Annotated in this window: 25 protein-coding genes, 2 tRNA genes and 1 pseudogene; 13 read left to right on the top strand and 15 right to left on the bottom strand. The window is 67.0% G+C overall.

The features are described from left to right. The 3 genes from QN358_RS11455 to QN358_RS11445 all read right to left on the bottom strand — a co-directional run. Nucleotides 1-251, bottom strand: a 251-nt coding sequence (locus QN358_RS11455; protein WP_323512423.1) for a hypothetical protein, incomplete at its 3' end; no start/stop codon positions are given. A gap of 497 nt (nt 252-748) precedes the next feature. Continuing rightward, nucleotides 749-1408, bottom strand: coding sequence for a DUF305 domain-containing protein (locus QN358_RS11450; protein WP_136640801.1), 660 nt, complete (start codon nt 1406-1408; stop codon nt 749-751). 104 nt (nt 1409-1512) lie between these two features. Beyond that, nucleotides 1513-2037: a hypothetical protein gene (locus tag QN358_RS11445; protein WP_136640802.1), complete on the bottom strand. Its 525-nt coding sequence runs from the start codon at nt 2035-2037 to the stop codon at nt 1513-1515. A 236-nt stretch (nt 2038-2273) separates the two neighbouring features. Between QN358_RS11445 and QN358_RS11440 the strand changes: the two genes are divergently transcribed. After that, nucleotides 2274-3644, top strand: coding sequence for a hypothetical protein (locus QN358_RS11440; RefSeq protein WP_323512422.1), 1371 nt, complete (start codon nt 2274-2276; stop codon nt 3642-3644). Nucleotides 3645-3705: 61 nt separating this feature from the next. Here the strand turns inward: QN358_RS11440 and QN358_RS11435 are convergent, their stop codons facing one another. Continuing rightward, a complete protein-coding gene (locus QN358_RS11435) occupies nt 3706-5196 on the bottom strand; it encodes a polysaccharide deacetylase family protein (protein WP_323512421.1) in 1491 nt (496 codons plus the stop codon). Nucleotides 5197-5596: 400 nt separating this feature from the next. Here QN358_RS11435 and QN358_RS11430 point away from each other — a divergent pair. Beyond that, nucleotides 5597-6513: pseudogene (locus QN358_RS11430) on the top strand (IS3 family transposase); the annotation flags it as partial. 180 nt (nt 6514-6693) lie between these two features. Here QN358_RS11430 and QN358_RS11425 read toward each other — a convergent pair. Then, nucleotides 6694-6766, bottom strand: a tRNA-Glu gene (locus QN358_RS11425). Nucleotides 6767-6868: 102 nt separating this feature from the next. Between QN358_RS11425 and budA the strand changes: the two genes are divergently transcribed. After that, nucleotides 6869-7591 carry an acetolactate decarboxylase gene (budA, locus tag QN358_RS11420; RefSeq protein ID WP_323512420.1) on the top strand — a complete coding sequence of 241 codons (723 nt, stop codon included), beginning with the start codon at nt 6869-6871 and terminating at the stop codon, nt 7589-7591. A 34-nt stretch (nt 7592-7625) separates the two neighbouring features. Here budA and QN358_RS11415 read toward each other — a convergent pair whose 3' ends face one another. Further along, nucleotides 7626-8528: a diacylglycerol/lipid kinase family protein gene (locus QN358_RS11415; protein ID WP_136640808.1), complete on the bottom strand. Its 903-nt coding sequence runs from the start codon at nt 8526-8528 to the stop codon at nt 7626-7628. A gap of 120 nt (nt 8529-8648) precedes the next feature. On the opposite strand from QN358_RS11415, the gene QN358_RS11410 reads away from it, so the two are divergent. The 3 genes from QN358_RS11410 (at nt 8649) to QN358_RS11400 (ending at nt 10557) form a co-directional block, all read left to right on the top strand. Further along, nucleotides 8649-9287 (top strand): MBL fold metallo-hydrolase, encoded by a 639-nt coding sequence (locus QN358_RS11410; RefSeq protein ID WP_323512419.1) that lies wholly within the window; start codon nt 8649-8651, stop codon nt 9285-9287. A gap of 8 nt (nt 9288-9295) precedes the next feature. Continuing rightward, nucleotides 9296-9628, top strand: a complete 333-nt coding sequence (locus QN358_RS11405; protein ID WP_323512418.1) for a hypothetical protein — start codon at nt 9296-9298, stop codon at nt 9626-9628. Nucleotides 9629-9705: 77 nt separating this feature from the next. Continuing rightward, complete coding sequence (locus QN358_RS11400) at nt 9706-10557, top strand: META domain-containing protein (RefSeq protein ID WP_323512417.1); 852 nt, start codon at nt 9706-9708, stop codon at nt 10555-10557. Between the two features lie 12 nt (nt 10558-10569). On the opposite strand, the gene QN358_RS11395 is transcribed toward QN358_RS11400, so the two are convergent. Beyond that, on the bottom strand, nt 10570-11565 hold the full coding sequence (locus QN358_RS11395) for an NAD-dependent epimerase/dehydratase family protein (RefSeq protein ID WP_323512416.1): 996 nt from the start codon (nt 11563-11565) through the stop codon (nt 10570-10572). Nucleotides 11566-11751: 186 nt separating this feature from the next. Between QN358_RS11395 and QN358_RS11390 the strand changes: the two genes are divergently transcribed. Next, complete coding sequence (locus tag QN358_RS11390) at nt 11752-12396, top strand: lytic transglycosylase domain-containing protein (protein WP_323512415.1); 645 nt, start codon at nt 11752-11754, stop codon at nt 12394-12396. Between the two features lie 34 nt (nt 12397-12430). Here QN358_RS11390 and QN358_RS11385 read toward each other — a convergent pair whose 3' ends face one another. The 3 genes from QN358_RS11385 to QN358_RS11375 are packed head-to-tail and all read right to left on the bottom strand — an operon-like array spanning nt 12431 to nt 16061. After that, nucleotides 12431-13858, bottom strand: coding sequence for a glycosyltransferase (locus tag QN358_RS11385; protein WP_323512414.1), 1428 nt, complete (start codon nt 13856-13858; stop codon nt 12431-12433). After that, a complete protein-coding gene (locus QN358_RS11380) occupies nt 13855-15072 on the bottom strand; it encodes a hypothetical protein (protein WP_323512413.1) in 1218 nt (405 codons plus the stop codon). The genes QN358_RS11385 and QN358_RS11380 overlap by 4 nt, the downstream gene beginning before the upstream one ends. After that, complete coding sequence (locus QN358_RS11375) at nt 15069-16061, bottom strand: WcbI family polysaccharide biosynthesis putative acetyltransferase (protein WP_323512412.1); 993 nt, start codon at nt 16059-16061, stop codon at nt 15069-15071. The genes QN358_RS11380 and QN358_RS11375 overlap by 4 nt, the downstream gene beginning before the upstream one ends. Nucleotides 16062-16205: 144 nt before the next feature. Between QN358_RS11375 and QN358_RS11370 the strand changes: the two genes are divergently transcribed. The 5 genes from QN358_RS11370 (at nt 16206) to QN358_RS11350 (ending at nt 20771) form a co-directional block, all read left to right on the top strand. After that, a complete protein-coding gene (locus QN358_RS11370) occupies nt 16206-17357 on the top strand; it encodes a hypothetical protein (protein WP_323512411.1) in 1152 nt (383 codons plus the stop codon). Beyond that, complete coding sequence (locus tag QN358_RS11365) at nt 17354-18562, top strand: glycosyltransferase (protein ID WP_323512410.1); 1209 nt, start codon at nt 17354-17356, stop codon at nt 18560-18562. Before QN358_RS11370 ends, QN358_RS11365 begins: the two co-directional genes overlap by 4 nt. Nucleotides 18563-18576: 14 nt before the next feature. Beyond that, nucleotides 18577-19746, top strand: coding sequence for a glycosyltransferase (locus tag QN358_RS11360; protein WP_323512409.1), 1170 nt, complete (start codon nt 18577-18579; stop codon nt 19744-19746). A 41-nt stretch (nt 19747-19787) separates the two neighbouring features. Beyond that, nucleotides 19788-20660: a glycosyltransferase family 2 protein gene (locus tag QN358_RS11355; RefSeq protein WP_323512408.1), complete on the top strand. Its 873-nt coding sequence runs from the start codon at nt 19788-19790 to the stop codon at nt 20658-20660. A gap of 39 nt (nt 20661-20699) precedes the next feature. After that, nucleotides 20700-20771 (top strand) — tRNA-Gln (locus QN358_RS11350). A gap of 139 nt (nt 20772-20910) precedes the next feature. Here QN358_RS11350 and QN358_RS11345 read toward each other — a convergent pair. The 4 genes from QN358_RS11345 to QN358_RS11330 form a co-directional block, all read right to left on the bottom strand. Beyond that, complete coding sequence (locus tag QN358_RS11345) at nt 20911-21357, bottom strand: VOC family protein (protein ID WP_136643261.1); 447 nt, start codon at nt 21355-21357, stop codon at nt 20911-20913. Nucleotides 21358-21420: 63 nt separating this feature from the next. After that, nucleotides 21421-22341: an NAD(P)/FAD-dependent oxidoreductase gene (locus QN358_RS11340; protein ID WP_323512425.1), complete on the bottom strand. Its 921-nt coding sequence runs from the start codon at nt 22339-22341 to the stop codon at nt 21421-21423. A 149-nt stretch (nt 22342-22490) separates the two neighbouring features. Continuing rightward, entirely contained in the window at nt 22491-24056 is a 1566-nt protein-coding gene (gltX, locus tag QN358_RS11335) for a glutamate--tRNA ligase (RefSeq protein WP_136643262.1), read from the bottom strand. A 60-nt stretch (nt 24057-24116) separates the two neighbouring features. Then, nucleotides 24117-24845, bottom strand: a complete 729-nt coding sequence (locus tag QN358_RS11330; protein ID WP_136643263.1) for a TetR/AcrR family transcriptional regulator — start codon at nt 24843-24845, stop codon at nt 24117-24119. Between the two features lie 106 nt (nt 24846-24951). Here QN358_RS11330 and QN358_RS11325 point away from each other — a divergent pair, with 106 nt between their 5' ends. Then, on the top strand, nt 24952-25326 hold the full coding sequence (locus QN358_RS11325) for a VOC family protein (protein WP_136643264.1): 375 nt from the start codon (nt 24952-24954) through the stop codon (nt 25324-25326). Between the two features lie 67 nt (nt 25327-25393). Here the strand turns inward: QN358_RS11325 and QN358_RS11320 are convergent, their stop codons facing one another. After that, a complete protein-coding gene (locus QN358_RS11320) occupies nt 25394-26155 on the bottom strand; it encodes a fumarylacetoacetate hydrolase family protein (RefSeq protein WP_323512407.1) in 762 nt (253 codons plus the stop codon). Nucleotides 26156-26187: the final 32 nt, after the last annotated feature.

The raw sequence follows: 26187 nt of genomic DNA, 5'->3' as shown, positions 1-26187 counted from the left end.
TTATACCCCACAGTCAAAAACAAAACAACCGCACGGGGGGGCGGGGGGCGGGCGCGGGTGTAGCCGCCCCCCCCGACAGCGGCAGCCGTGCCACTTTCTGCCTGGAGGGTCTGCGCATTCCCCTCAGTCAAGGATCCAGCGTTGGCCCACTCGGTGGGGTGCTGGTTGATCGCAGCAGCAGGAATGGAAACGGCGATGGCAAGAAACGCAGCGAATGCCATCGCGACGACCGTCACGAGTCGGCGGGGCACGGAACGATGACCGTTGGTTGCAGACCGTTGAGCCAGAACTCGCGGAGCCGCTATGAGGGCTGGCGCGCCCTGTCGCGCCTTCGAACCAGGCTGATGCGGGATCACGACCGGAGCAGCTCCGAGATGCGGTGCAGGGTGGTGGTGTTCTGGCACCTGGCCTTGCTCGGGCTGGGTGCCAGTTTCGGGGACTGCTTCGTCTGCGCGTTCCTGGCTCCGGGCGGTCTCGGCAGCTCTCAGTTCGCGGCGGGTTAGAGAGCGTCGGCTGGGGGTCTCAGTCGTTGGCGTTTCTGCTCGTTGTCGTTCCGCGTCCCGGTCAGCACGACGCGTACCGGGTTTGGTATTCGTGGGGTGTTCGTTCTCTGTCAAGACTCTCGATCTCGTTCACTAGCCCTGAAGGGTGCTGGGGTGCGCACCGCGCGCAGCTGTTCTCAGTGAGGAGCCGGGTAGCCCAACTCGTTTTTCAGGTCAGGCTGCCCGGCTCGTCAGAGTTATGAGGGTTACAACGTCGCGAGCATGGTCTGCATTGTGCTGATCTCCGCGGTCTGGGAGCTGACGATGCTTTGCGCGAGGGCCTTCGCATCAGCGTTCTGCCCGGCAGTGAGTTCCGTTTTGGCCATATCGACCGCGCCGGTGTGATGCACGATCATCTGCTGCAAATACAGCTTCGCCGCATCGTTACCGGTCGCGGCGGCGAGCTGGTCCATGTCAGCCTGCGACATCATCCCGGTACCCATACTCATCCCCGACATGTCCGTGCTACCTGGTGTGCTCATGCCACTCATCTCTGTGCTGGTCGGGGTGCTGATGTCGGTGGCACCCCAAGCGGCGAGCCACCCGTTCAACTTCACAATCTCTGGGGATTGCTCTGACTTGATCGTGTTCGCCAGCTGCAAAACGGTCTCCGGGACGTTGCCTTTCGCGAGCAGGGTGTCACTCATCGAAACCGCCTGCTCATGATGGGGCACCATGTCCTGGGCGAAGGTGACGTCAGCAGCGTTGAAGTTCGCTGCCGCTCCCATGGTGGGTGCCGCGCTATTCATCGAGCTGCCCCCCATGTCCATGCCGGACATGCTTCCCGTTGAGCCCGCGCAGGCGCTGAGCGTGAGTGCTGCAGCGATCGCTGCCGCGGAAATGATACTGGTTCGTGAAATATTCATGGAGAATGTCCTATTCGTCATCGCAGAAAAAGCCAAAACTGGGTGGCGCATAAAAGCGCCACAGGTGTGTTCGGGGGTGAGCCCGGGCAGACAGTTTCGGTTCTTCAGGTGCGACTGATCGATAAGGCGATCAGCGAAGGTCTCAGTACGCACCTCCGTGCTGCGTGCAGAACATGCAGCAACACTGGTACGGCCAGCCGGCCTGCAGAGCCGGTCATCGGGAATCTGCCGAAGAGCACAAGCAGACTGAGCACGATCAGGATCACGCAATTCATGGCGTAAATCGCGCACTGCATCGCGCAACCGGGGCAGCCCTGCATATTCGCCATACTCATTTCCTGAAAGAGAGGCAAAGCCAAAGCCGCAGCAGCAGCCGCAACAGGAACGACAGCGCCGGCCGGGAGATGAGTAGTAATCGGAGCCGGGTCGGTCATCGCACCAGCTGGGTCAGCATGGCTGATCCCAGCTGACATGCTTCCGGAAGTCATGGTGTCGTGATCGGTCATCGCATGAAGGGCGAAGAGCCCCATCAGCGCGGCAGCGATGGCGAGAATGGCGAGCACGCGGGCAGAAAAGCTGCGGAATGTTCGCGCGGCAGAAGACGTGATAGCCACTTGCACGATTTCCACTCTTCTCCGCACCTTTCTCTGCGAGGCGTCGGGCCCACGGCAGATACCCCCTCAGGGTACGTGACGATCATCCGAATTCTCAAGGCCAGGGCATATCTTGGCCGGCCGACGGGAGTATGAGAGTCGGGTCCGCGTTCGGCGTGGTGATAGCCGGATCGGGTTTCCGCGGGTAGCGTCAGGCGGAGCACCCGTGATCCTGCCCCGTGGATCGAAGACCTACCCGATTCGGATTCCCTATGCCAGCCGCCGCTTCTTCGTTACCGGCTCACCGTCTGCCGGTGTGGCGACTCGTCACGACCTTCGTCGTGCTTGTCGGCCTGATCGCCGCCGGCGGCGCCACCGCCCCGGCCGCGTTCGCCGATGATTATCCGACCTGGAACGACGTGCAGGCTGCCCGACAGAGCGAGAGCGCAAAACAGACCGAGGTGGCCACGATCATCGCACTGATCGCGCAGCTACAAGCCCAGGTGCAGGCCGCTCAGGCCGCAGCGACGGCGGCGACCGCGCAGAACGCTGCAGCGCAGGAAGCTCTTCTAGCCGGTCAGGCCCACGCCGATCTGCTCACCAATCGTGCCGCTGCCCTACAAGCGCAGGCCGACAAATCGCACAAGCAGGCGGCGCAGCTCACCGCCCAGCAATACCGAGACGGCGGTCAGAACCTTACCGGGACGCTGCTGACCAGCAGCTCCGCTAATGTTCTCGATTTGTTGTCCCGGCTGAGCAGCATGGGCAAGCTCAGTTCCACGATCAACGGTGTGTACGTCAAAGCGGTACAGGACACCAACACAGCCAAAGCGGTCAGTGATCAAGCCGGTGTTGCTCGGGATGCTCTGGCCGGGCTCGCGGCCGCAGCGCAAGCCGCGCAAGATGCCGCCGTGCAGGCCCAAAAAGACATGGTCGCAGCCCTTGATGCGCAGACCACGCACGAAAACGAGCTCCAAGCCCAACTCGCCTCCTTGACCGCTGCGACAGCGACCACCGAACAGCAATACCAAGCCGGCGTCGCCGCACGCGCAGCCGCGGCAGCTGCTGCCGCAGCCGCCGCCCTTGCCGCCGCGCAGGCCGCAGCTGCGTCTGCAGCTGCTTCCGGGGCCCAGTATTCCGCCGGGCCGGTATCCTCGGACGCGCAGACCTTGGCGCAGCAACTGATGGTGTTCGTTGACGGCGGTCAACTTTCCGGGTCCACACCGGACCACATCAAAGAGATTCGGTGGATCGCGCAGGGTCAGTCGGTGCCGAACTGCGGTATCGACGTGAAAGTACTCCAAGCGATCCTGATCGCGGTGCAAACCTTCGGCAGCGCGGGCGTCAGCGACATCAACCGGCGCTGCACCGGCCAGATCGAGGGTGCCGGGATTTACTCCGCGCATTACCGAAACGGTGGCGGCCATGCGGTGGACTTCTACAGCCTCGGCGGGCGGGCAGCGACCGGCGCCGACAGCAACTCGCTCACCTTGATCGGTGTTCTAGACCCGATCATGCCGAACGGGTCAGGGCTTGGCCAAAACAATTGCCGCCGCGCCGCCGGCGACGAACCCCGATTGCGCAACTTTCAAGACTTCTACGACACCTGCGACCACCTCCACATCAACGACCCCATCACCTAACTCACCCCCGGCCAGGGTGGGGAGTTAGGCGACGGACCGCGCGGGCGACGGCCAGGGGTTCCTATTTCGGCGGTGTTGCGTCTCCGGGAGGTGCGACTTCAACTTTCCCGGAAACCGGCGGAGCGATTTGCGGTGTCGGCGCGGCAACGACGGGACCGGCGATCGCCGGCGCACCGACGGTGTCGTAGAGGGCGTAGTCGTCGGTGCTCAGGGTGCCGTTTCGGAACAGGTTCAACCCGAAGCTGATGCCCGTCATCCCGGTCGGGATCGCCGGTGTAGTCCAGAGCGCTTGGGTGTACGCGGCAGTTGCCGGGAACCACGGACTTGACGTCCAATAACGCCACGTTCCGAGGCTGCTTCTGAGATACACGGCGAACTGGGTGACTGCGGTGGAACTGTACCAGGTCCGAAGCGAATACGTGTGCCCGGCGACGACCGATGGCGCGCACGCCCCGAGATCGAGGGTGGGCAGCAGCTTGCCGTCACCGTCGACGTAATTGGTCATCGTGAGTTTCTCCGCTTTCACCCCGGAATGTGTTGGGGTAACAGGAGCGAAAGCGGCTGTGTTATTTCCGTACCCTCCTGTTGTCCAGCAGGACGGCACCCCCGTCGACGCTGTCATTTCCAGCCCCGGGTTCACGACACCGTTCTCACCCGGTCCGGCAGCGGCCACCGCGGGACCCATGACGAGGGGCTTCACCACCCCGCCGATGACCTGCCCGACAGTTTTCGTATGCGTGTTGCCGCTCGTAGCTCTGGCCGCCAACCACGAGGTGAATTGATCAAAGATGGTCGTACTCACGGAGAGGGAATCACAGTTGTTAGCACACACGTGATGGAACGTCAGCTGTACCCAACCGCCTGCGGTTTCGGCGTTTGTGACCGAGTCCTGCAGATCCTTCAACGTCCACGTGTTGTCGGCCTCATCCAACGCCGCCGTCGCGAACGGATCAGCCGGCGGCGTGGTCTCTGCGTAATCGCAGTCCGTGCAACCGAACCGAGACTTAATGTCACCGAGCATTCGCGCGCTGTTGTACCCGCAGCCGGCGGCGATCTGTTCGGTCTGAGCGTTGGAGCTCGCGAACGGGTACGCGAAACTGGTGAGTTTGAATCCCCAGTTCGTCAAATTCACACGGTCATTGCAGATCTGCCGTTTCTGCTCATCAACGCTCAACGTCGGCAGATCAGGATGACTGACGGTATGCCCACCGATCTCGTTACCTGCAGCGGCAATATTCTTCAAATCAGCAACCGTGAGGAACCCGTCCGCGCCAACACGGCCGGAGTTCATATAAAAGGTGCCTACCACCTTGTACTTCGACATGATTGCCAACGCGTTCAACTGATCCGAGAAAGTGTCATCGAACGTCAAACTCACCACCGTCAACGGCTTCGTCGTTGCCGCGATCGCCGACGGTGCCGCAACACCCATCACCGCGAAACCCGCCAGCAGACCGGTAGCGACCGCGATCGCAGCAAACCGAGGCGCACGGTGTCGCCCACCCCTTTGGGTCGTTCCTGCACCGTCCGTGACAACAACATTGTTGCGCATTTCGCACCCCATCAAGTGACAAACATTCACAAGGCTCCCGACACGCGTCTAGCCTCAGAACGTTCATCCACAGCGAAAACAGGATGCCGGTAGAAGCTTAGGCGGGTCACTCGGGACTGATCTGACCACTTTGTCGGTCAGACGAGCTCACGCGCAACGCATTTCGGTACCCCTCCGCATACACTGCGGGTTTCCGACCGACGACTGTGGAAAGCCGCCCAAGTATGCGGAACCGGGTCGGTCGTAATGGCCCAGCACTGACCGTTCAGTGCTATGTTGCGCACGTGTCGGATGGGACCATCGCGCACCCGTTACTGATACAGAACCGCCGCGCTTCGTCGGCACTTTTTCCGAGGGGGGTCTGTTGCACGGATAGATGACATCTGAGTTCGGCGACAAACCAGGTCAGACCAGAACCGACGCCGCGGAACTCCGTGAAGCACGCAAACGCATTCGGTGGCTCGAGCAGGAGAACGAAGTATTGCGGAGAGCGGCGGCGTACCTGTCGCAGGCGAACCTGCCGGGAAAAGGCTCTACCCGCTCGTGACTGAGCTCGCCGCCTCGAGGATTCCCGTGGCGGTGGCGTGTCGGGTACTCAAGCTCTCTCGCCAGCCGTACTACCGGTGGCTTCGTGGCCCTGGCTGACCGGACTGCGTGGCCGATCGTGTCAGAGAACGGCTGGTGGAGCGCGTTCGGGAAGAAGCGCGGCAAGAACGGCAAGAAGCCCGGCCCAGCCGTTCACGACGACCTCTGCACAGTCACCGACGAGAACGGTCGCACCCGACACGAATTCACCGCCGACGGCCCGAACCAGCTGTGGTTGACCGATATAACCGAGCACAAAACCACTTGGATCCCAGCCAGTGAGGGCAAGTTGTATCTCTGTGCTGTCAAAGACGTGTTCGGGAACAAGATCGTCGGCTACTCGATCGACTCGCGAATGAAGTCGGCGCTGGCCGTGAACGCACCGAATAACGCCGTCGCGATGCGCGGCGACGTTGCCGGCTGCGTCGTCCACAGCGACCGAGGCACGCAGGCCGGAAGTTCCTCCGGGCCTTGGCCACTCACCGAATGGTCGGATCCATGGGACGGGTAGCGTCCTGCGGGGACAACGCTGCGATGGAGAGCTTCTTCAGCCTGCTGCAAACGAACGTCCTCGATCGCCGGTCCTGGACCACCCGCGATCAGCTGCGCATCGCGATCGTGACCTGGATCGAACGCACCTACCACCGCAGACGACGCCAAGCCGCCCTGGGTCGTTTGACGCCCATCGAATACGAGACCTTCATGAACACGTCAGCCGCAATAGCGGCATGACGAGAAAGTGTCACCTACTCGTGCAGCAGACCCGCTCGTCAGTATCGGAAGTTGCTTTTCGGCCAGGTTGATAGAACAGACCCTGTTTCACGATGGTGCCGCTCGGCCGATTCGATAGCAACATTGAGCAGAAACGAAAATGCCCGGTTCCCCTTTGTTTGCAAGGGAACCGGGCTGTTGTGACCCCAACCGGATTCGAACCGGTGTTACCGCCGTGAGAGGGCGATGTCCTAGGCCGCTAAACGATGGGGCCGTGTAGACAACTAGACGAGTATGCCACACCATCAGCGGGTCTACCAATTCGAGCGGGGCCACCGGGGCAATACGCTGGGTCGTACCGAGCGAGAGGGTCGCCATGCCGCACGTCAGACACCGCGTTTTTCAGGCCAGTACGATGAGCGCGCTGCTCGACGGAGTGTACGACGGCGACCTCAGCGTGGGCGAGTTGTTAGAGCAGGGCGATTTCGGGTTGGGTACGTTCAACGCGCTTGACGGCGAGATGCTGGTACTCGACGGTGTGTGCTGGCGGCTGCAGGCCGACGGCACGGTGAGTGCTGCGGCACCGGATGCCCTCACCCCGTTCGCCGTCATCACTCGGTTCGAGGCGCAGCAGAGCATCCGGGTGCCTGCGCCCATGTCACGGGCCGAAGTGGTTGCAGCGATCAACGCGGCGGTGTCGTCGCAGAACTACCTGTTCGCGGTGAAGGTGAGCGGGCGGTTCGAGTGGGTGCGCACGCGCACGGTGCGGCGGCAGGAGAAGCCGTATGTTGCGCTGCGGGAGGCCGTGAAAGATGAGGCCGAGCTCGAGTTTCGTGACCTCGACGGAACGGTGGCGGGGTTTCGAACGCCGCTGTATGAGAGGGGTATCGGGGTTCCGGGCGGGCATGTGCATTTCATCGATGACGAGCTGAAGCAGGGCGGGCATGTGCTCGACTTCTCGATTGCGAGTGGTGTGATCGAGATCTGCCAGGGCACCGACCTCGAGCTGCGACTGCCGCTGACCGGGGCGTTCGAGCGGGCAGATCTCGACCCGGGCGACCTTGACGCGCAGGTCGAGGAGACCGAGAACCGGCACTGAGGGCTGGTCCGCAGCTGCGGCGACGGCTGCTGAGTTACGCCAGAACCTGTAGCGCCCCGGGCACCACGGTGACGGTGACGGGCAGAGGGCCCACCCGCTCGCCGTCGGCATAGGCCACGATGTCGCGGGCGTCGATGCTCACCTCGCGCACCTGCGTCAGGGTGACGATGGGCAGGCCAGAGTGGGTGCCTTTGAAGACCTTCGGAAAGATACGCAGAAACGTCAGGCGTTTCACGGGCGCGACGATGAAGAGGTCGAGAACGCCGTCGTCGAGCAGGGCGGCGGGGGCGATGAGCATGCCGCCGCCGATCGAACGGTTGTTGGCCACGGCGAGCAGTACCGAGGAGACCGTGCGCGGCTCGCCGTCGACCACGAGCGAATATGTTCGCGCTCGTAAGCCCAGCAGCTCGATGAGCAGGGCGATTGTGTAGCGGGAGGCTCCGCGCGGGCGCCGCATGAGGTTCGCGCGCTCGTTCACGAGGGCGTCGAAGCCGGCCGAGAGGGCGCAGGCGAACCAGAGGCTGCCGCCCTGGTGGGTGAGGCGGCCGAGGTCGATGGTGCGGGGCCCGCGCGCGAGAGCGGCGCGGAGGTGCGCGATGGCGGCCGCGAGATCGAACGGAATGCCGAGCCCGAGGGCAGCGTCGTTGCCCGTGCCGGTGGGAACGATGCCGAGCGGCACGCCCGACTCGGCCAGCAGGTTGACGCCGAGGCTGACCATTCCGTCTCCCCCGACTACGATGAGGGCATCCGGATGCCCGGCGAGCGCCGCCCGCGCCTCGGCCTTCAGCGTGTCGAAGTCGGCGGCCCGCAGTTCGTCGACGTGATGGCCGTCGGCCCGCAGCGCTTGCACCACCTGCTCGCCCGCAGCCGAGGTGCGCCCGAACGAGGCCGTCGGGTTGATGGCGACGACCAGCCGTCGCGGCGGAGTAGCCGTCACCCCCCTGATTATTCACCAAGCAGGGCCAGCCGTTCGCTCACAGGCCACTCTGTTCGCGGGTTCTGCACAGATTGGCCGAACCGATTTGCTGCCGGGGTCGGGCAGGTATTAGCTGAGAGCATGAAACTCACGAAGCGCGAACACGCCACCCTCATTCTCGAGAAGTCGGGAAAGAAGCTCATCGTCGACCCGGGTTCGTTCACCGAGCCGCTGCCCGACGCGTCGGAGGCGGTCGCCATCGTGCTGACCCACGCGCACGCCGACCACTGGACTCCCGAGCACCTGAGCAGCATTCTCGCGGCGTCTCCCGGCATTCCCATCTACGCGCCAGAGGGTGTGGCAGCGGCCGCCAGCGACTTCGACGTCACGGTGGTGAAGGCGGGCGACGAGATCGTTGTCGAACCGTTCACGCTGAAGTTCTTCGGCGAGAAGCACGCGGTCATCCACTCGTCGATTCCCGTGATCGACAACGTGGGCGTGCTGGTCGACGACACGCTGTACTACCCGGGCGACTCGTTCACGGTTCCCGAGGGGGTCGAGGTCGACGTTCTCGCCGTGCCGGTGGGGGCTCCGTGGCTGAAGATCGGCGAGGTCATCGACTACGTTCTCGAGGTGAAGCCCAAGCGCAGCTTCGCCACGCACGAAATGGTGTTGTCGCCGGCCGGCACGTCGATGGGCCGCGACCGCATCAAATGGGCGACCGAGCAGGGCGGCGGTGAGTCGTTCGTGATCGCGCCGGGCGACTCGATCGAGCTGTAGTCAGCGCTGTGAGCAACACCGTCGGCGCGATCGTCGTCTTCGTGCTGTGCCTGGCGATATTGGCGCCGTTGTTTCGGCTCGGGCTCGGGCAGGTAGGGCGAGCCAGGGCGGCGACCGACGACGATGTGAGCTCGAACTTCCTGGGCGGGGTGGCGTTCGTTTTCGCCTTTCTGGCGTCGCCGCTCGGCATACTCTTCTCGCACCTGTCGCTGCGGCAGATCGCGCGAGCGGGCGCATCCGGGGCCGGCCTCGCGGTCGCCGCATTCTTCATCGCCTATGCGCTCACAGTGATTCAGCTCGCACTGCTGCTCTGGGGTTCACTCACAGGCTACTTTCACTGACGCCGCTGTCAACCACAAGCGCGCACGCAGGTCGGGCCGCTATCGTGAAGTGTTATCACGCGAAATCGGAGAAGTCTGTGTCGACGCTACGAGTATTCGCGCTGGCCGTGCTGGGCGCTCTGGCCCTGGCACTGACAGCGTGCTCTGCCCCCGCGGTTCCGACCCCGGATGCCCCGCAGTTCACCCCCACGGCGGCGACCACGTTCGCGGGCGGCACCTGGGTGGTCTCGGCGACCTACAAGTCGCCCGACCAGCCCTTTCTCACGTTCGCCACCGACGGCACGTGGACGGGTTCTGACGGCTGCAACACGGCCGCGGGTACCTGGGTCATGGATTCGAACGGGGGGCTCACCACCACCTCTGGGCCGCAGACGCGCATCTACTGTGACGGCGCGCAGCTTCCGCTCAACCTCGTCGACGCGGTGTCGGCCAAGTTCGACGGCGCCACGCTCACGCTGGTGGGCCACGACGGCAGCGACCTCGTGAAACTCGAGAGGCGCACGGCGGCCGAGATTCCGGCGGCCGGCGGAACCGACGTGGTGGTTGGCCTCTGGACCAAAACCGAACCGGGCCGCAGCCGCCTGCTGCAGCTGAAGATGTTCGACGACGGAACCGTGGTGGGCAACGACGGCTGCAACGACTTCACCAGCACGTGGCGGTTCGCCGAAGACGGTTCGGTGTCGTTCGGCAAGCTCGTCAGTACGACGCGCACCTGCGAGGGTGTCGTCACGTGGCTGAGTGGGGCGTCGACGGCGGTGCTCGACGGCACCACCATGGTGATCCGCTCGCAGTACGCCGCGCAGCTCGGCACTCTGACCTACCACGGCACGGTCGCGTCACCGGCGCCCGGCACCTCGACCGCAGTGGGCGGCGCGAGCGGGTCGACAGCCACCCCGGCGCCGACAGCCACGACTACTCCGACCCCGTAGGTCGGCTCGAGTTCAGGCCCCGGCCGGTGCAACCCGCGCGATGAGGGCATCGACCCGGGCATCCAGTGCCGGGTCGTTCTGCCGACGCGACCCATCGGCATCGAACCACTCGACGATCTGCCTGGCGCCCTGCCAGAACGGAACCGTCGCCACCCAGCCGGGTACGAGCGCCTTCACCTTGCTGTTGTCGAAGATCACCGAATGCGCCTTGTCGCCGACGAGGCCCGGGCCCCACTCAGGAAAGTCGGCGGCGATGGTGTCGGAGGCCACGTGCACGAGTGTGGGAAGCGCACCGGCGGCGCGGCCGAGGGTGCGGTAGATCTCGTTCCAGGTCAGAACCTCGTCAGAGGTGATGTGCACCGTCTCGCCGACAGCGGCGGGATGACCCAGCAGCCCCACAAAGGCGCGGGCGAAGTCGGTGTGATGCGTGAGGGTCCAGAGACTGGTGCCGTCGCCGTGCACAAGCACGGGCATCCCGCGCCGCATGCGCTCGATGGTGGGCCAGCCGCCCTCGAGGGGAACGCTCGACTCGTCGTAAGTGTGCGATGGTCGAACGATTGTTGCCGGGAAACCTGACGAACGGTAAGCCGCCACCAACAGGTCTTCGCAGGCGATCTTGTCGCGGGCGTACTGCGAGTACGGGTTTCGTAGCGGCGTCGATTCGGTGATGGGCAGCCGCGACAGCGGTTTCTGGTACGCCGACGCCGAGCTGATGAACACGTACTGCCCGCAGCTGCCGCCGAACACGTCGATATCGGCCGCCACCTGCTCTGGCACGAAGGCGCGAAAGTTGACGACCACATCGAATTCGCGGCCCTGCAGTGCGGCGGCGATGGATGCCCGGTCGCGGGCGTCTGCCCGAACAGACTCTGCCCCGGCGATGGCTGGTCGCCCGCTGCTCACCCCTCTGTTCAGCAGCGTCAGGTCGATTCCGCGCTCAACCGCGAGCCTGCTGCATGCCGCGCTGATCGTGCCGTTTCCACCGATGAAGAGCGCCGAGAGTGCCATTTCACCAGCGTAGCCCGAGGCCAACTTCGGCGACAGCTTGCCTCTGGCGCGAATGATCAGTAGGTTTTCAGGTTGAAGGTGCATTATCGATGGTCACGTTTTTATAACATGTGGCCGAGAGAAACGGACTACCGGATGGGTTTGCAGAACGGAACAGCGCGTCGTCGTCTCATGCAGGGATTTGCAGTGATTGCAGCCCTGGGTCTGGCGGGAACCGTCGCTCTCCCCCTTGCAAACGCCGCAAGTCTCGATTCGGTACCCGTTCAGAAGTCCATGGCCGAGGGCCAGGTCTTCGCCGGAACACCCGCGGGGGCCATCGTCGCCCAGCGTGACGAGTACACGGCCACCGACCCCGCCGTCATCATTGCCCAGCGCGCAGCTGCCGCCGCTGCGGCTGCGGCCGCCGCGAAGGCTGCCGAGGCTGCGAAGACGGCCGCCCAGGCTGCCGCGAGCGCCGCCGCGAGCAACTCGAGCTCGTCGAGCTCGAGTTCGTCGAGCTACACCGTGCCGGCCGCCGCCGTGCCCGACCCCGGGTCAGCACAGGCCATCGGCTTGGCGCAGGTCACCGCGCGCGGCTGGGGTTCTGACCAGTACTCGTGCCTCGTCTCCCTGTGGAACCGTGAATCGGGCTGGCGCGTCAATGCCTACAACGCCGGTTCGGGTGCACAAGGCATTCCGCAGGCACTCCCCGGCAGCAAGATGGCCAGCGCCGGCGCCGACTGGGCCACGAACCCCGCCACCCAGATCACCTGGGGCCTGAACTACATCTCCGGCGTCTACGGCACCCCGTGTGGCGCGTGGGCGCACAGCGAGAACTCGGGCTGGTACTGATCCGGTCGGTCGTCTGACTGGGCGGCTGCGCGAGTTACGGGCGTAGTTCTTCGGGCTCCCACCCACCGAAGTACGCCGCAAGGCTCGGCTCCCCTGAAATGATGCGAGCCCGGATGCTCGTGCTCTCGCGCGCGAACAGATCGGTTCGGCCCCACCGGCCTTCTCGCCGGGCCGCGCGTTGCAGTGTGATGAGCGCGACAGGCTGAGGCGAGTCGCTCTCAGAGACATGCTCTAAGACAGGCCCTGCGACACGCTCTGAAACACCCGCCACCTCTCCCGCCACCTCGGAGACAGTGAGACTCAGCGATCCGAGCTGCTTCGTCGTGACCCGCAGCACGCTGGCGCGAAGTTCGTCGGCGTCGAACCGCACGGGCAACGGCAGCTCGACGACGAGTTGGGCAGGAGAAGGGCGAGACAGTGGTGTCGGGAGAAGGCTGATACGGGCATCCGGAGCCAACGAGTCGAAGAACTCGGCGGGAACAGCGACCGTAGCCAACGGCAATGCCGTCAGCAGCGAGTCGACGGCGATGAGGAGGGCGGCGAGCGAGTCTGCAGCCGCGATGCGAACCTCGACGGCCGGAGCCTGGGCGCCGAGACGCAGGGCGAAGGGCACCGCGCCGGCGACCGGGATGCGGGTGGCCAGGCTGAGCGTCTCGAGGTTCTTGGCGCGCTGACGCTCGTCGAGGTCTGCGGTGCGCGCCACCCACTCGGGGCCGTCGTGCCAGGCGATCGCGTCGGGAACATGTGCGAACAGAGCCCCCTCAGACCAGGCTCGGTGCGCCCACTCCCAGTCTTCGCCGCCGTACGAGGTGAACGACTCGTCGAATCCGCCGACCGTGGTGAAGAGGGAGCGGCTGCAGCAGACGACGGCTCCGATGACGAAGCGGTACGAACGGTCATCCGAGTGCAGCAGGTTCGCCGAGCGCACGTACTCGTCGATGAGCCAGGCCGGCGCGGGCAGCTCACGGGCGGGCGCGACCTCTTCGACCGGAGCCCCTGGCGGCAGACCCGTGAAATCGGCGTGACGGCGGGCGCCGACCGTCACCACGTCGGGCGCGAGGCCCGGCAGCCGGGTGATGGCGCGCAGGTAGTCGGGCTCGGGAGCGGTGTCGGCGTCAAGAAAGCAGAGCACGTCTCCGGTGGCGGATGCCGCACCGAGGTTACGCGCAGCCGACGCCCGAAATCCCGCGTCGGCCTGGCAGAGCACCAGCACGCCCTCGGGCACGCTCGGCGGCTCGGGCGACCCGTCGTCGACCACGATGATCTGGGTGCGGTCGGCGGGGTGCGTCTGGCGCGCGAGGGCGGCGAGAGTGCGGTCGAGCTCGTTCTGCTGGCGGTAGTGCACAACCACGACGCTCACCGTCGGCGCGGTGGCGGGCCAGACGCCCTCGAGGAGGTTCCAGGCATTGCCTGGTAGGGCAATGGGGGCGTGCGCGGTCTCGGCGGCGGGCTCGGAGCTCACGCGACCCTCCCCCACCAGTCGATGTACTGCGCCGCCACGTCGGCCAGGTCGGGTGCTGTTCGGGTGCCCGGCGCCAGCCACGTCGACTCCGGATGCTCGATCGCGAACCCGATCGCCTCGCTGAGTTCTGCGGGCTCGAACAGCGTCACGGTGCCGGGGCGGAGCTCCGCCATCTCGGCCGAGTAGCGGCTTGCGAGCACCAAGGGGCGGCGCCCCGCAGCGATCCACGTGTTGATCGAGGCCGACGCCGACAAGTGTTGGTGCGCGGCCACTGGCACTGCCGCCGCCCGGCACCGCGCGAGCAGTTCGTCGTCGTCGAGGTACCCCGTGGCGCCGAAGGTGACGCCGAGGGTCGCTGCCTCCGCGACGGCCGCCTCGAGTTCGGCTTCGTGCCCGGCTGAGGCGGCTCCGAGAGCGACGACCGCTGGCGCGACGGCACGAGGCGCGGTCGCGGCTGGCGCGGCGGCACGAGGCGCGGCCGCGGCTGGCGCGATGGCGGCTGGCGCGACGGGCCCCGGCACGGCCGCCTCCGGCACGTCGTCGTGAGTCGCGAGGCGGGCGTTCAGCTCCACCACTGCGCGCACGACCTCGGCGTGGCCCTTGCCGGGATAGAAGTAGCCGAGCAGCGCCACCTCCGGCCGCAGAACCGAGGGCTCGGCGGCTGCAGCTCCAAGCCGAGCGCCGAACACGGGCAGCGGAATCACCTCCACCGCGTGCCGAAGCCGCGGCCGGCAGAATTCCTCGAGCAGCAGCGCCTCGTGCCGGCTGTTGCACACCACGCCGACCGCCGCCTCCGCCACGAGCCGGTACGCCCGCGAGCGCCGCACCAGGTTTCGTGCCCCGTCAGACGGCTGCGGAAGATCGTGCAACGTCACCGTGACCCGCGTGCTGCGCGCGAGCTGCTGAACGAATTCGGCGGCCAGTTCGGGCGTCGTGCCGAACAGTCGGTCGGTGAACTGCAGGTGCAGGCTCCGGATGCCCGGGGCGGCGCCGAGCAGATTCCGGAGGTCGTTCGAGACCAGCCCGCGCGGGGCCGACGCGGTACCGAGCGTCTCGCATTCGGCGGCCAGTGCGCTGGCGTAGAACGCCACCGCGTGCTGCGGAGGGCCGACGATGAGCTGCCAGCCCCGGGCATCCGGAGCCAGCGGCAACGACGACAGGGGCGTTGGCAGTCGCGCGGGAACAGGAGCGGGCACGGGCACACGCGCGCTCACGGCAGCAACCCGAGGGTCGCGAGGGTGTGGGCGTGCCGGGTGAGGCCCACGTCGATGATGCCCGGGTTGGCGGCGTACCAGTCGAGGTGGGCGAGGCGCACGGCGGTGGCGGAGACGGGGGTGCCGGAGACGATCCAGTCGGGGCGGGGGTCATCGTTGAGGTCGAAGGCGGCGATGACGGCAGCCTCGCGGGGGGCATGCACGGCGTCGAGCAGGGGGCGTCCCGGGTCGACGTCGTGCTCGGCGAGGCCGAGTCGGTGGCGCACGCGGCGGGCTGCCGCGCTCCAGACGGCATTTCCGGGGTGGTTGATGGTGCGCATCAGGTCGAAGGTGGGGCGGGCGAACAGGTCGGAGACGACCACGGTGTCGTGGTGGGTCTCGCGCCGCTCGAGCTCGGCCACCGAGTCGGCCGCCACCTGCCGGATGCGTTCGACGAGGTCGCGGGTGGGTGCGGCGGGTTCGGCCGGCTCGGCAGGCGCGGCGGGCTCGGCGAAGTCGGCGGGTTCGGGCACGACCGAACCGTCACCCCGCCGCCGGTGCAGGCGGCGCAGCCGGTGCGCCTCGACCAGCGTGCGCAGGTCGTGGTACGGCACCACCGGCGGCACCGCGCCCGGATCGGCGGGCGGCCGCACGATGGCCTGAAACGGGTAGAGCCCTGCGAACCGGATGACCGGCATACGCACCACGCGAGCGCCACCGGGCAGCACAGCCGTCAGCTGCCGGGTGCCGAGGGGCAGGTCGTGGTAGTCGTCGCGCACGGGCTGGGTGATGAGCAGAGTGGTGCGGGCGAGCATCCGTTCGAGAAAAGGCAGGTCTGCGGCGACGAGTTCGAACACCGGCGGAACCCGCACCGTCTGAACGTCGGGCCCCTCGAGCATGATGCGCAGCGACTCGGCCTGGCAGTTGCCGAAGACCATGGCCAGCGGGCCGCGGTCGTCAACCGGCTTGAGCTCGTAGAACTCCCCGTAGTGCGCCCGCCGCGAATGCATTTGCGCCCTTCTGTTAGTCGAAATCTGCCAATAGTCAACCCTCGATTCGGGTTCGTTCGCACAGTCTATGTTGGAGATATTCAGCGGTTGTGCGTCGCACCCGCGTCTCTTCTCCCTGCCTCCTTTCGAAGGAATACCGCTGCAATGACCGTCGAATCCGTGCCCAAAACGTCGCCCGTGCGCGTCGCCGCGGTTCCGGCGGGGCACTCCTACGTGCAGAACATCGTCGACCGCGAGGCGGCCTGGCCTGCCGACGGCGTGACAGTTCTCGCCGACCCCGTGCGTGCGTCGACTCCAGCCGGCCAGTGGTGGCCGCCGGTCATGCTCGATCCGCGCTGGGTCGCCGAGAACGCCCACCGATTCGACCTCATGCACGTGCACTTCGGAACCGAGTCGTTCACCGTGAGCGAGCTGCAGGCGGTTCTGGATGCCCTCCGAACCGCCCAGCGACCCGTGGTGTTCACCGTGCACGATCTCACCAACCCGCAGCTCATCGACCAGGCTCCCCACCTCGCGCAGCTCGACCTGCTGATCGGTGCCGCCGACGAGGTGGTGACGCTCACGCCGGGCGCCGCGGCCGAGGTGCGCGCGCGGTGGGGCCGGGAGGCGACGGTGATCGCGCATCCGCGGATGCGGGGCGCCGGGCATGTCGTAGCTGCTGGTGCGGGAGCAGGGTCGTCGCACCTCGCGGTCGGCATGCACCTGCGCGACCTGCGCCCGAACATCGACGCGGCGCGAGCGGTCGCGACGCTGATCGGTGCCGCCGCGATGCTGCGCGCCGACGGGTTCGGGGTCGACGTGACGGTGGAGATCAACGAGAAGGTTCGCGACGAGAAGCTGCGCGAGGAACTGCGGGCGATGACCGCCGGGGTGGCGGGGCTGGTGCTGAGCGAGCATCCACGGCTCACCGACGTCGAGTTGGAGAGCGCCCTCGCGGCGACAGATATCGAGGTGCTGCCCTACGGCCACGGAACCCACTCGGGCTGGCTCGAACTCTGCTGGGATCTGGGGGTGTCGGTGGCGGCTCCGGCCGTGGGGTTCTACGGCGAGCAGCACACCGAGCCCGGAGCGGTGGCGACATTCACGCCCGGGTCGGTGGGGTCGCTGGCGGCGGCGCTTCGGCTGCTCGCCGAAACACGGCAGCCCGCGGTGGCACGGCAGCCCACGGAGGCGCAGGGCGACCCGGCGAGCGCACTGCGTGCCGAGCGAGCAGCCCTCCGGCGCGAACAGCAGAGCCAGATTCACACAGCCCATCTCGCGGTGTACCGACGCGCGCTCGCCGGTGCCGCCCGATGAGCGCAGCCCACCTGAACATCGTCGTGATCGCGCCGCTGCGCTACCCCATCACCGAACCGCATGCGGGCGGCCTCGAGTCGTCGATCTGGCACCAGGTGAACCAGCTGCGTCAGCGTGGGCACCGGGTGACACTGTGCGCAGTCGAGGGTTCGGATTTCATGCAGCTGAGTCCGCCCGAATTCGTCATGCCGCCCGTGGTGTGGGCGCCGGGCGAGCTGCCCAACGACGTGGACTACCCCGCGGGCTACCTCGACACCGCCCTGCCCGCGCTCGAACGGGCGCTCGCGTTCATCGCCGCGCATCCGGGCCGCTTCGATCTGGTGCACAACCACAGCCTGCACGGCACTCCCCTGGCCTGGGCCGGGCGACTGGGGGTGCCGATGGTCTCCACACTGCACACGCCCGTGCTGCCCGGCCTCGTGGCCGGCCACGCGCTGAGCGACGGCCCCGGCAGTCGGTTCGTCGCCGTGAGCTCGCACACGTCGGCTGAATGGATGCCCGCCGGAATCGTCTCAGACGTACTGCCGAACGCGGTCGACTCTGAGCTCTGGCCGGCCGGCGCGGGCGGTTCTGACCTGGTGTGGTTCGGGCGCATCGTGGTGGAGAAGGGTGCGCACCTGGCCATCGACGCGGCCCAGCTCCTCGGGCGCCGCATCGTGCTCGCCGGGCGCGTGGGCGACCCCGAATACTTCGAGAACGAGATTCGGCCCCGCCTGGGAACTGAGGCGGTGTACGTGGGTGAGCTGCGCCAGCCCGAGCTGGCCGCACTGGTCGGCCAGAGCGCCTGCGCCCTGGTGACGCCCGTGTGGCAGGAGCCGTTCGGGCTCATCATCGCCGAGACGCTGATGACCGGAACCCCGGTGGCGTGCTTCGAGACCGGCGGGGTGGCGGAGGTGGTGGCCGGCATGCGGGGAGCAGGGTTGGCGCCCGTCGGGGATGTGCCCTCGCTCGCGGCGGTGGCTGACGAGCTGATCGGGTCTGAGCTGCAGAGGCGGGGCATCCGGAGCCTGGTTCGAGCCGAGGCTATTGCGAAATATTCGTTGGCCGCGCGAGTGCTCGAACTCGAGGAGTTGTACGAACAGTTGGTCATGGAGTGGGCAGCCGTGGGGCCGGTCGCAGCTGCGAATGCAACGCCGTTGGCGAAAGCGCAGTGGGCTGCCGCCGGTACTGAGTTCGAAGCGGCGATCGCCGAGCGCGCGCTGTGAACCGGCGGCCGCTGGTGGGGTGGTACGTGCACCATCACGGCGCCGGGCATCGAACCAGGTTCGAGGCGATCAGGCGGCACCTCGACGCCGACGTGATGGTGTTTTCGACGCTGGAGGCTCCTGCGGTGATGGCCACGGGCACCGAGTGGGTGCGGCTCGACCGCGACGACCGTGTCGAGCGAACCGAGACCGGCGAGCTGCTCGACCCCGCCGCGCCAGACGCCGATGCGAGCGTTGGCGGACTGCTGCACTGGGCCCCGCTCGGGCACAGCGGGCACGCATCGCGGCTCGGGATGATCGCGGCGGCGCTCGCGTCACACCGGTTCGACGCGTTCGTGGTCGACGTGTCGGTCGAGGTGACGCTGCTGGTGCGGCTGTTCGGTGTGGCGACGGTGGTGATGACGCAGCCAGGCGAGCGGGTCGACCAGCCGCATCAGCTCGCGTTCGCTGCTGCGACGCGCATTGTGGCGCCGTGGCCGTCAGCGCTCATGCTGCCGCGGGCGCTTGAGGAGTTTCGGGAGAAGACGCGGTTCGTGGGGGGCATCAGCCGGTTCGATGGGCGGCTGGCGGCGGGGCAGGGTGTGGTGTGGGCGGGCAGCGGTAGCAGCAGCAGCGGCGGTAGCGATGGCGGTAGCGATGGCAGCAGCGAGAAGCGGGATGACCGAGGCGGGCTGTTTTCGGTGCTGGTGCTGGGCGGCGGAGGCGGTTCGGCGGTGGGGCCAGCGGAGGTACGGGCTGCTGAAGAGGCGACGCCCGGGGTGCGGTGGCGTGTGCTGGGTGTGGGCGGTGGCGAGTGGTGCGACGACCCGTTCGAGCTGATGTGTGACGCTGATGTGGTGGTGTCGTGGGCGGGGCAGAACGCCGTTGCCGACCTGGCTGCGGCCCGCGCGCGGGCAGTGGTGCTGCCGCAGGAGCGTCCGTTCGGGGAGCAGGATGCCACGGCTGGGGCACTCGAGGCCGCCGGGCTCGCGGTGGTGGTGCGGCAATGGCCGGAGCCGGCCGAATGGCCCGTGCTGCTCCGGGAAGCGGCCGAGCTGACGCCCGACTGGGGCAGCTGGCTCACGGCGGGCGCGGCGGCGCGGGCCGCAGCGGTTGTGGCTGAGGTGGCGGGTAGCACCGAACGCCAGAACGGCCTGGTGGCGGGCGATACGAGTGCGGTGGTCTCAGGGAGTGGGGCGCAGTGACGGGGGTGGGTGCGACAGGTGGGCACGATCCACTTGTGGGCGTGGTGACGCTCTTTTCGGCGGCGAGGCTGGGGCACGCGCTGAACCAGATGGCGGCGCTGAAGGGCAGCGGCGTGCGGCACGTGGGAGTGTGGCTCGATGAGGCGGAGGCGCCGACGATTGAGGGGGTGACGAGCATCCATGTGCCCCCAGGTGCAGCGGGAATGCGACTCGCGGCCGGGCGAAACGCGGGTGCCAGGGCCGCCATCGATGCGGGTGCCGAGCTGCTCGTGTTTCTTGACGCCGACTGTCTGCCCGGGCCGGAGCTGTTGCGCTTGTACGGCACGGCCGCGGCACAGCACCCGGGGGCGGTGCTCTGCGGGCCGGTGACCTATCTAGCCGAAGGCTTTCAGGGGCAGACGCCTGACGAACTCGCGGTGGCGACTGCGCCGCACCCTGCTCGCCCGAATCCGGCCGCGGGCGAGTGTGTTGTGGCGCCGGCCGGGCAGCATGCGCTGTTCTGGTCGCTCTCGTTCGCCGTGACGCCGGCAACGTGGATGCTCAGCGGTGGCTTCTCAGAACTCTACGAAGGCTACGGAGCAGAAGACACCGACTTCGCCGCACGCCTCGGCCCGGCGGGGCTCGACCTGGTGTGGGTGGGAGGGGCGCACGCGTACCACCAGTACCACCCCACATCGACTCCGCCGTGGCAGCACCTCGACGACATTCTGCGAAACGCCGGTATTTTTCGGCGGCGGTGGGGGTGGTGGCCCATGCAGGGGTGGCTTGACGCGTTCGCTGCGGCGGGGGCGATTGAGCTGGTCGACGGGGTGTGGCGGCAGGTGGTCGAAGACGCTTCGGATGCGCCGGAGTCGCCGGAGTCGTCAGCGGCAGGAACCCGACAAGGGCTCGGTTTGGGCATCGGGCCAACGTAGGCTAAAGTCAATACTCGGCCCGCACTTCGGTTTGGGCATTGGGGTATGGTGTAATTGGCAACACGGAAGATTCTGATTCTTTTGTTCTTGGTTCGAGTCCAGGTACCCCAGCTCAAAAAGCCCTCCGCTTCGCGGGGGGCTTTTTTCGCGTTCCTACGGCTTCGCCCGCCCCTGGCGGGCGAACGCGAATGAAGCTCCTACCTCCGTGAGACGTCGGGCCGAACAGGTGCGGCCGCCCGTTCAGTGAGGTTCAGGCAGCGGCGGGGGCAGCAGGGGCAGCGGGCGCCGCCGAGATGTTCACGAGCCAGTTGATGCCGAAACGGTCGATCAACATGCCGAAGGTGTCGCCCCAGGGCGCGACGTTCAGCGGCGCGGTGATGGTGGCGCCCTCGGTGAGGGCGTGCCAGAAGCCGGTCAGCTCGGCACTGTCGGGGGCGAAACCACTGAGCGAAACGGAGATGTTGTTGCCGGGGGTGTACTGCATTGTCGCGGGAGTGTCTGAGGCCATGAGGGTGAAACCTGAGGGCGTGGTGAGCTGCGAGTGCATGATCTTGTCGGCGTCAGCCGGGTCTTCGTTGGGGTTCATGTCGCCGAAGGTGCTGCGCACGATGTCGCCGCCGAAGACGCTCTGGTAGAAGTCGAGGGCCTCGCGCGCGGTGTCACTGAAGCTGATGTAGGGGTTGAGTGTGCTGGTCATGATGGTCTCCTCAGGTTCACGAAATCCCCCGGCACCCAGTATGGCGCGGCGGGCCCCGGCGCGCTACAGAATTCCGATGAGGTGACGGTTGACGGCGGCGGCGACTTTTGCGCCTTCTCCGGCTGCGACGATGAGCTGTTGGGCGCCCGGAGGTGTGGAATCCCCGGCCGCGAAGACCCCAGCCACCGAGGTACGACCGTGCAGGTCGGTGACGATGAGGGTTTCGGCGTCGATTTCGAGGCCGAGCAGGGCGTGGTAGTCGAGAGCCGTTGTCCACACCGGGCGCACGAAGCCGCCGCTTCGCAGAATGACGGTTCCGTCGGCCAGTGAGACACCGGTCATGCCGGTGCGGTCACCTTCGATGTCGGCGAGGGGCCTGCGTTCGACGCCGATTCCGCGGGCATCCAGAGCCTGTTCGTCGGACTCGGTGATCTGGCCGATGCCGTTCGTGAACACGATCAGGTCGTTCGACCACTGTGAGAGCAGCAGCGCGCGCTCGGCGAGGTCGTCGGTCTCGCCGATGAGGGCGAGGGGGGCATCCGACTTCTCGTAGCCGTCGCATTCGGTACAACTGTGCAGGCTGGTGCCGTAGTAGGCGCGCATGCTGGGCAGTTTCGGCAGGGTTTCGAGCAGGCCTGTTGCGATGAGAACCGTGCGCGCGGTCGCTGTGCGGTCGCCGCTGCCCCGGATGCCCTTCGCCTCAACCACGAACAGTTCGCCGCTCGGCTCGTCGATGCGCCGGATGCTCGCCACCATGCCTTGGTGAAAACTGGCCTCGGGGTAGCTCATGAACTCTTCGCGGCCGAGCCGGCGGAGGTCAAGCGGAGCGACGCCGTCGCGGGTGAGAAAGCCGTGCGAGAGCAGCGTGGCCGAGTGCCGCGGGCGATTGCTGTCGAGCATCAGCACCCGCCGCCGGGCGCGCACGAGGTTGAGGCCTGCGCTGAGGCCCGCGGGGCCCGCGCCGATGATGATGACGTCGAAGATCTCGTCAGGGTCAGGAGGCTGTACACCCTGAGGCGCGGTCGAGGGGTCGGCAGCGGCACCGGGGTTCTGGATGCCCGGGCCTCCGCCTGCCGTCGAGCGGATGATCACCGTGCGCGGCGTGTGCGGCGCCGCGAGGGGTGCTCCCACGGTTACACCTCCGAGCCGGAGGCGGAGGCGGAACCAGAACCGGAGCCGGGCTCGGCGCGGTGCTCGGCGAGCCGCACCAGGCGCGCCACGGTCTCGGGTTTGCCCAGAATCTGCATCGACTCGAACAGCGGCGGCGAGATCTTGCGCCCGCTGAGCGCGACCCGCAGCGGGCCGTATGCGATACGCGGCTTCAGCCCGAGCCCGCCGATCAGCGCGGCGGCGAGGTCGTCTTTGATGCGGTCGTGGGTGAAGTTCGTCTCCTCGATGAGCTCGAGGGCGCCGACCGCAGCAGCCAGGATGACGCCGGTGTTCTCGGGCAGGCTGGCCAGGGCATCCGGTTGGTAGTCGATCGCATGCGCCTGCTGAAACAGAAACCCGAGCATGGCGGGGGCCTCGCCGAGCAGCGCCATGCGCTCCTGCACGAGCGGGGCGGCTTCTCTGAGGGTGGCGAGCTGGGCATCCGGTACCGGCAGGCTCAGGATGCCCGCGTCGACCAGATACGGAACAACCCGCGCCGCGAAGTCGTCAACCGCCAGCAGCCTGATGTGGTCGCCGTTGATCGACTCGGCCTTCTTCAGGTCGAAGCGGGCCGGGTTCGGGTTCACGTCGACGATGTCGAACGCCGCCACCAACTCGTCGATCGAGAACACGTCGCGGTCGTGGGTGAGCGACCAGCCGAGCAGGGCCAGGTAGTTCACGAGCCCCTCGGGAATGAAGCCGCGGTCTCGGTGGTGAAAGAGGTTCGACTCGGGGTCGCGCTTCGACAGCTTCTTGTTGCCCTCACCCATCACGTAGGGCATGTGCCCGAAGCGCGGGATGAACGTGGTGACCCCGATGTCGACGAGCGCGTCGTACAGGGCGATCTGCCGCGGGGTCGAGCTCAGCAGGTCTTCGCCGCGCAACACGTGCGTGATACCCATGAGCGCATCGTCGACCGGATTCACGAAGGTGTAGAGCGGTGCCCCATTGGGGCGAACCACCACGAAGTCGACGAACGAGCCGGCGGGGAAGGTGATGGGCCCGCGCACGAGGTCATCGAAGCTCAGCTCGGAGTCGGGTACGCGGAGGCGGAGGGCCGGCAGCCGGCCTTCGCTGCGGTAACGCTCGCGGTCGGCGTCGGTGAGGCCGCGGTCGAAGTTGTCGTAGCCGAGCTGCTTGGCGCGGCCGTTGGCCTCGTTGCGCGCGTCGATCTCCTCGGCAGTCGAGAAGCTCTCGTAGAGGTGGCCGCTCGCCTTCAGCTTCTCGATGATCTCGAGGTAGATGTCGCCGCGCTGAGACTGCCGGTAGGGGGCGTGCGGGCCGCCCACGTTGACGCCCTCGTCCCAGTCGATGCGCAGCCAGGTGAGCGCATCGATGAGCTGCTCGTAGCTCTCTTCGGAGTCACGGGCCGCGTCGGTGTCTTCGATGCGGAAGACAAGTTTGCCGCCGGTGTGCCTGGCATATGCCCAGTTGAACAAGGCCGTGCGAATGAGGCCCACGTGCGGGGTGCCGGTGGGCGACGGGCAGAACCGAACGCGAACGTCGGCGCCGGTGGCAGTCGAGAAAGGAGGGAGCTGTGTAGTTGACATACTGTCGTCAATTGTACGCGCTGGTGCTGCAGTTGCCCGCCGAATCGGCGTGCGCCTGGGTTACAGGCCGCGTTCGACCATGTCGAGGAGGCGGGAGGTGGCCGCGGTGACCATGTCGGCGCTGAGGCCGCGGAGGGGGCCGTCGATGACAAGCATGCCGAGGCCGTGCACGGCTGACCATGCGTAGAGTTCGGCGTTGGCGCGGCGCTCGGGCGGGAGAATGCCGGCGGCGGCCCATGCGTCGAGGGCGGCGCCCAGAATCTGGAACGGTGTACGCCCCAGCGCTCCGGCCTTCACGGGGTCGGCGCTGTTCGCGAGGTGGTCGGGCACGCTGAATGCCGTGCGGAAGAGTCCGGGCTGTTCGCGGGCGAAGGCGATGTAGCCGGTTCCGACGCCGCGCAGCATTCGGCGGGCGTCGGCGGCGAGGCCCGCGGCCGGGTCGAAGGCGGTGTCGGCGGCCGGGTCTTTGGCGAGGCCGATGGTCGGGCCGGCCACCACGTCGGCGGCGGGGCCGGCCACGCGCGCCGCCGCCGCCACGGCCTGCTCCATACGGTCGGCCGCGAGCCCCTGCGCCGCATCGGCCACGGCCCGCAGCAGCGCGTCACGGTCAGCGAAGTGCCGATACGCCGCGTTGGGCGTCACACCCGCGCGCCGGGTCGCCTCCCGCAGCACGACGGCGGCGGGTCCACCGGCCTCCGCCATCTGCAGCCCGGCCGCCACGAGGGCTTCGCGCAGGTCTCCGTGCCGGTATGTCGCTCGCACGGCAGGCGGGGACGCGTCAGCGCTCATCGACATCTCCCCCACACCTGCAGCCGGCCATCCGGTACTGGACACCACCGCCGAAACGTGTGATTGTAAACATTGTACACTTAGCCATTTCGACTTCGGAGGCGCCATGTTCGACCCCACCAACGCGTTCAGCGGATTCTCGGTGAACGACATCGACGCCGCCCGAAAATTCTACGGCGAAACCCTCGGGCTGACCGTGACCGACAACGAGATGGGCTTTCTCGAGCTGCAGCTCGGCAGCGGCGCGAAGGTGCTCGTCTATCCGAAGCCCGACCACGAGCCGGCCACGTTCACGATCATGAACTTTGCGGTGCCCGACGTCGATGCGGCCGTGGATGATCTGCGGCAGCGCGGCGTCGACACCAACCCCTACGCCGCCAGCATGCCCACCGACGAGAAGGGCATCATGCGCAATATGGGCCCCACCATCGCGTGGTTTCTCGACCCCGCCGGAAACGTTCTCTCGGTGCTTCAGGGCTGACGCCCCGCTCCAAGGCTGCCGCCGTGGCGACCCTCGCCGCACGCCGCTCACCCCGCAGAGCCAGCGCTCAGCGCGCGAGGTTGCTCAGCGTGCCGATGCCGTCGACCGAGATCTCCACCGTCTGGCCCGAGACGAATGGCCCCACGCCCGCCGGCGTACCGGTGAGAATCACGTCTCCGGGCAGGAGCGTGAAGACCCGTGACACGAAGGCCACGATTTCGGGTATCGAGAAGATCATGTCTTTGATGTTGCCGAGCTGGGTGACGGTGCCGTCGACGCGAGCCTCGATGCGGGCATCCGACCAGTCGAATTCGGTCTCGATGATCGGGCCGAGGGGGCAGAAGGTGTCGTAGCCCTTCGCCCTCGTCCACTGCCCGTCGAGCTTCTGGATGTCGCGAGCCGTGACGTCGTTCGCCACCGTGTAGCCGAACACGACATCGGCGTAGTCTTCGGGCCGCACGTTCTTCGCCACGCTGCCGATGACGATGGCGAGCTCAGCCTCGTGCTCGACCTGGTTGCTGTCGGGCGGCAGCACGATGGTGTCGCCCGGCCCGATGACGCTCGTGTTCGGCTTCAGAAAGATGATGGGGTGATCGGGCGCTTCGCCGCCCATCTCGCGGGCGTGCTCGGTGTAGTTCTTGCCGATGCACACCACTTTCGAGCGCGGAATGACCGGGGCAAGCAGCTTCACTGCCCCGAGCGACACCCGCTCTTCGGTCGTCTCGAAGCCCTGGAACATCGGGTCGCCCGCCAGAACCACCAGCTCGGTGCCGTCGACGATGCCGAACCGCGGGTCGCCGCCCTCTGTGCTGAACCGTGCAATCTTCACGTGAGTGTCTTTCGTTGATGATGCGGCGAACG

Source organism: Subtercola sp. RTI3 (assembly GCF_035018625.1).
Taxonomy (GTDB): Bacteria; Actinomycetota; Actinomycetes; order Actinomycetales; family Microbacteriaceae; genus Subtercola; species Subtercola vilae.
The sequence above is the reverse complement of the archived record's forward strand: the minus strand, read 5'-3'. Positions and strand labels throughout refer to the sequence as shown.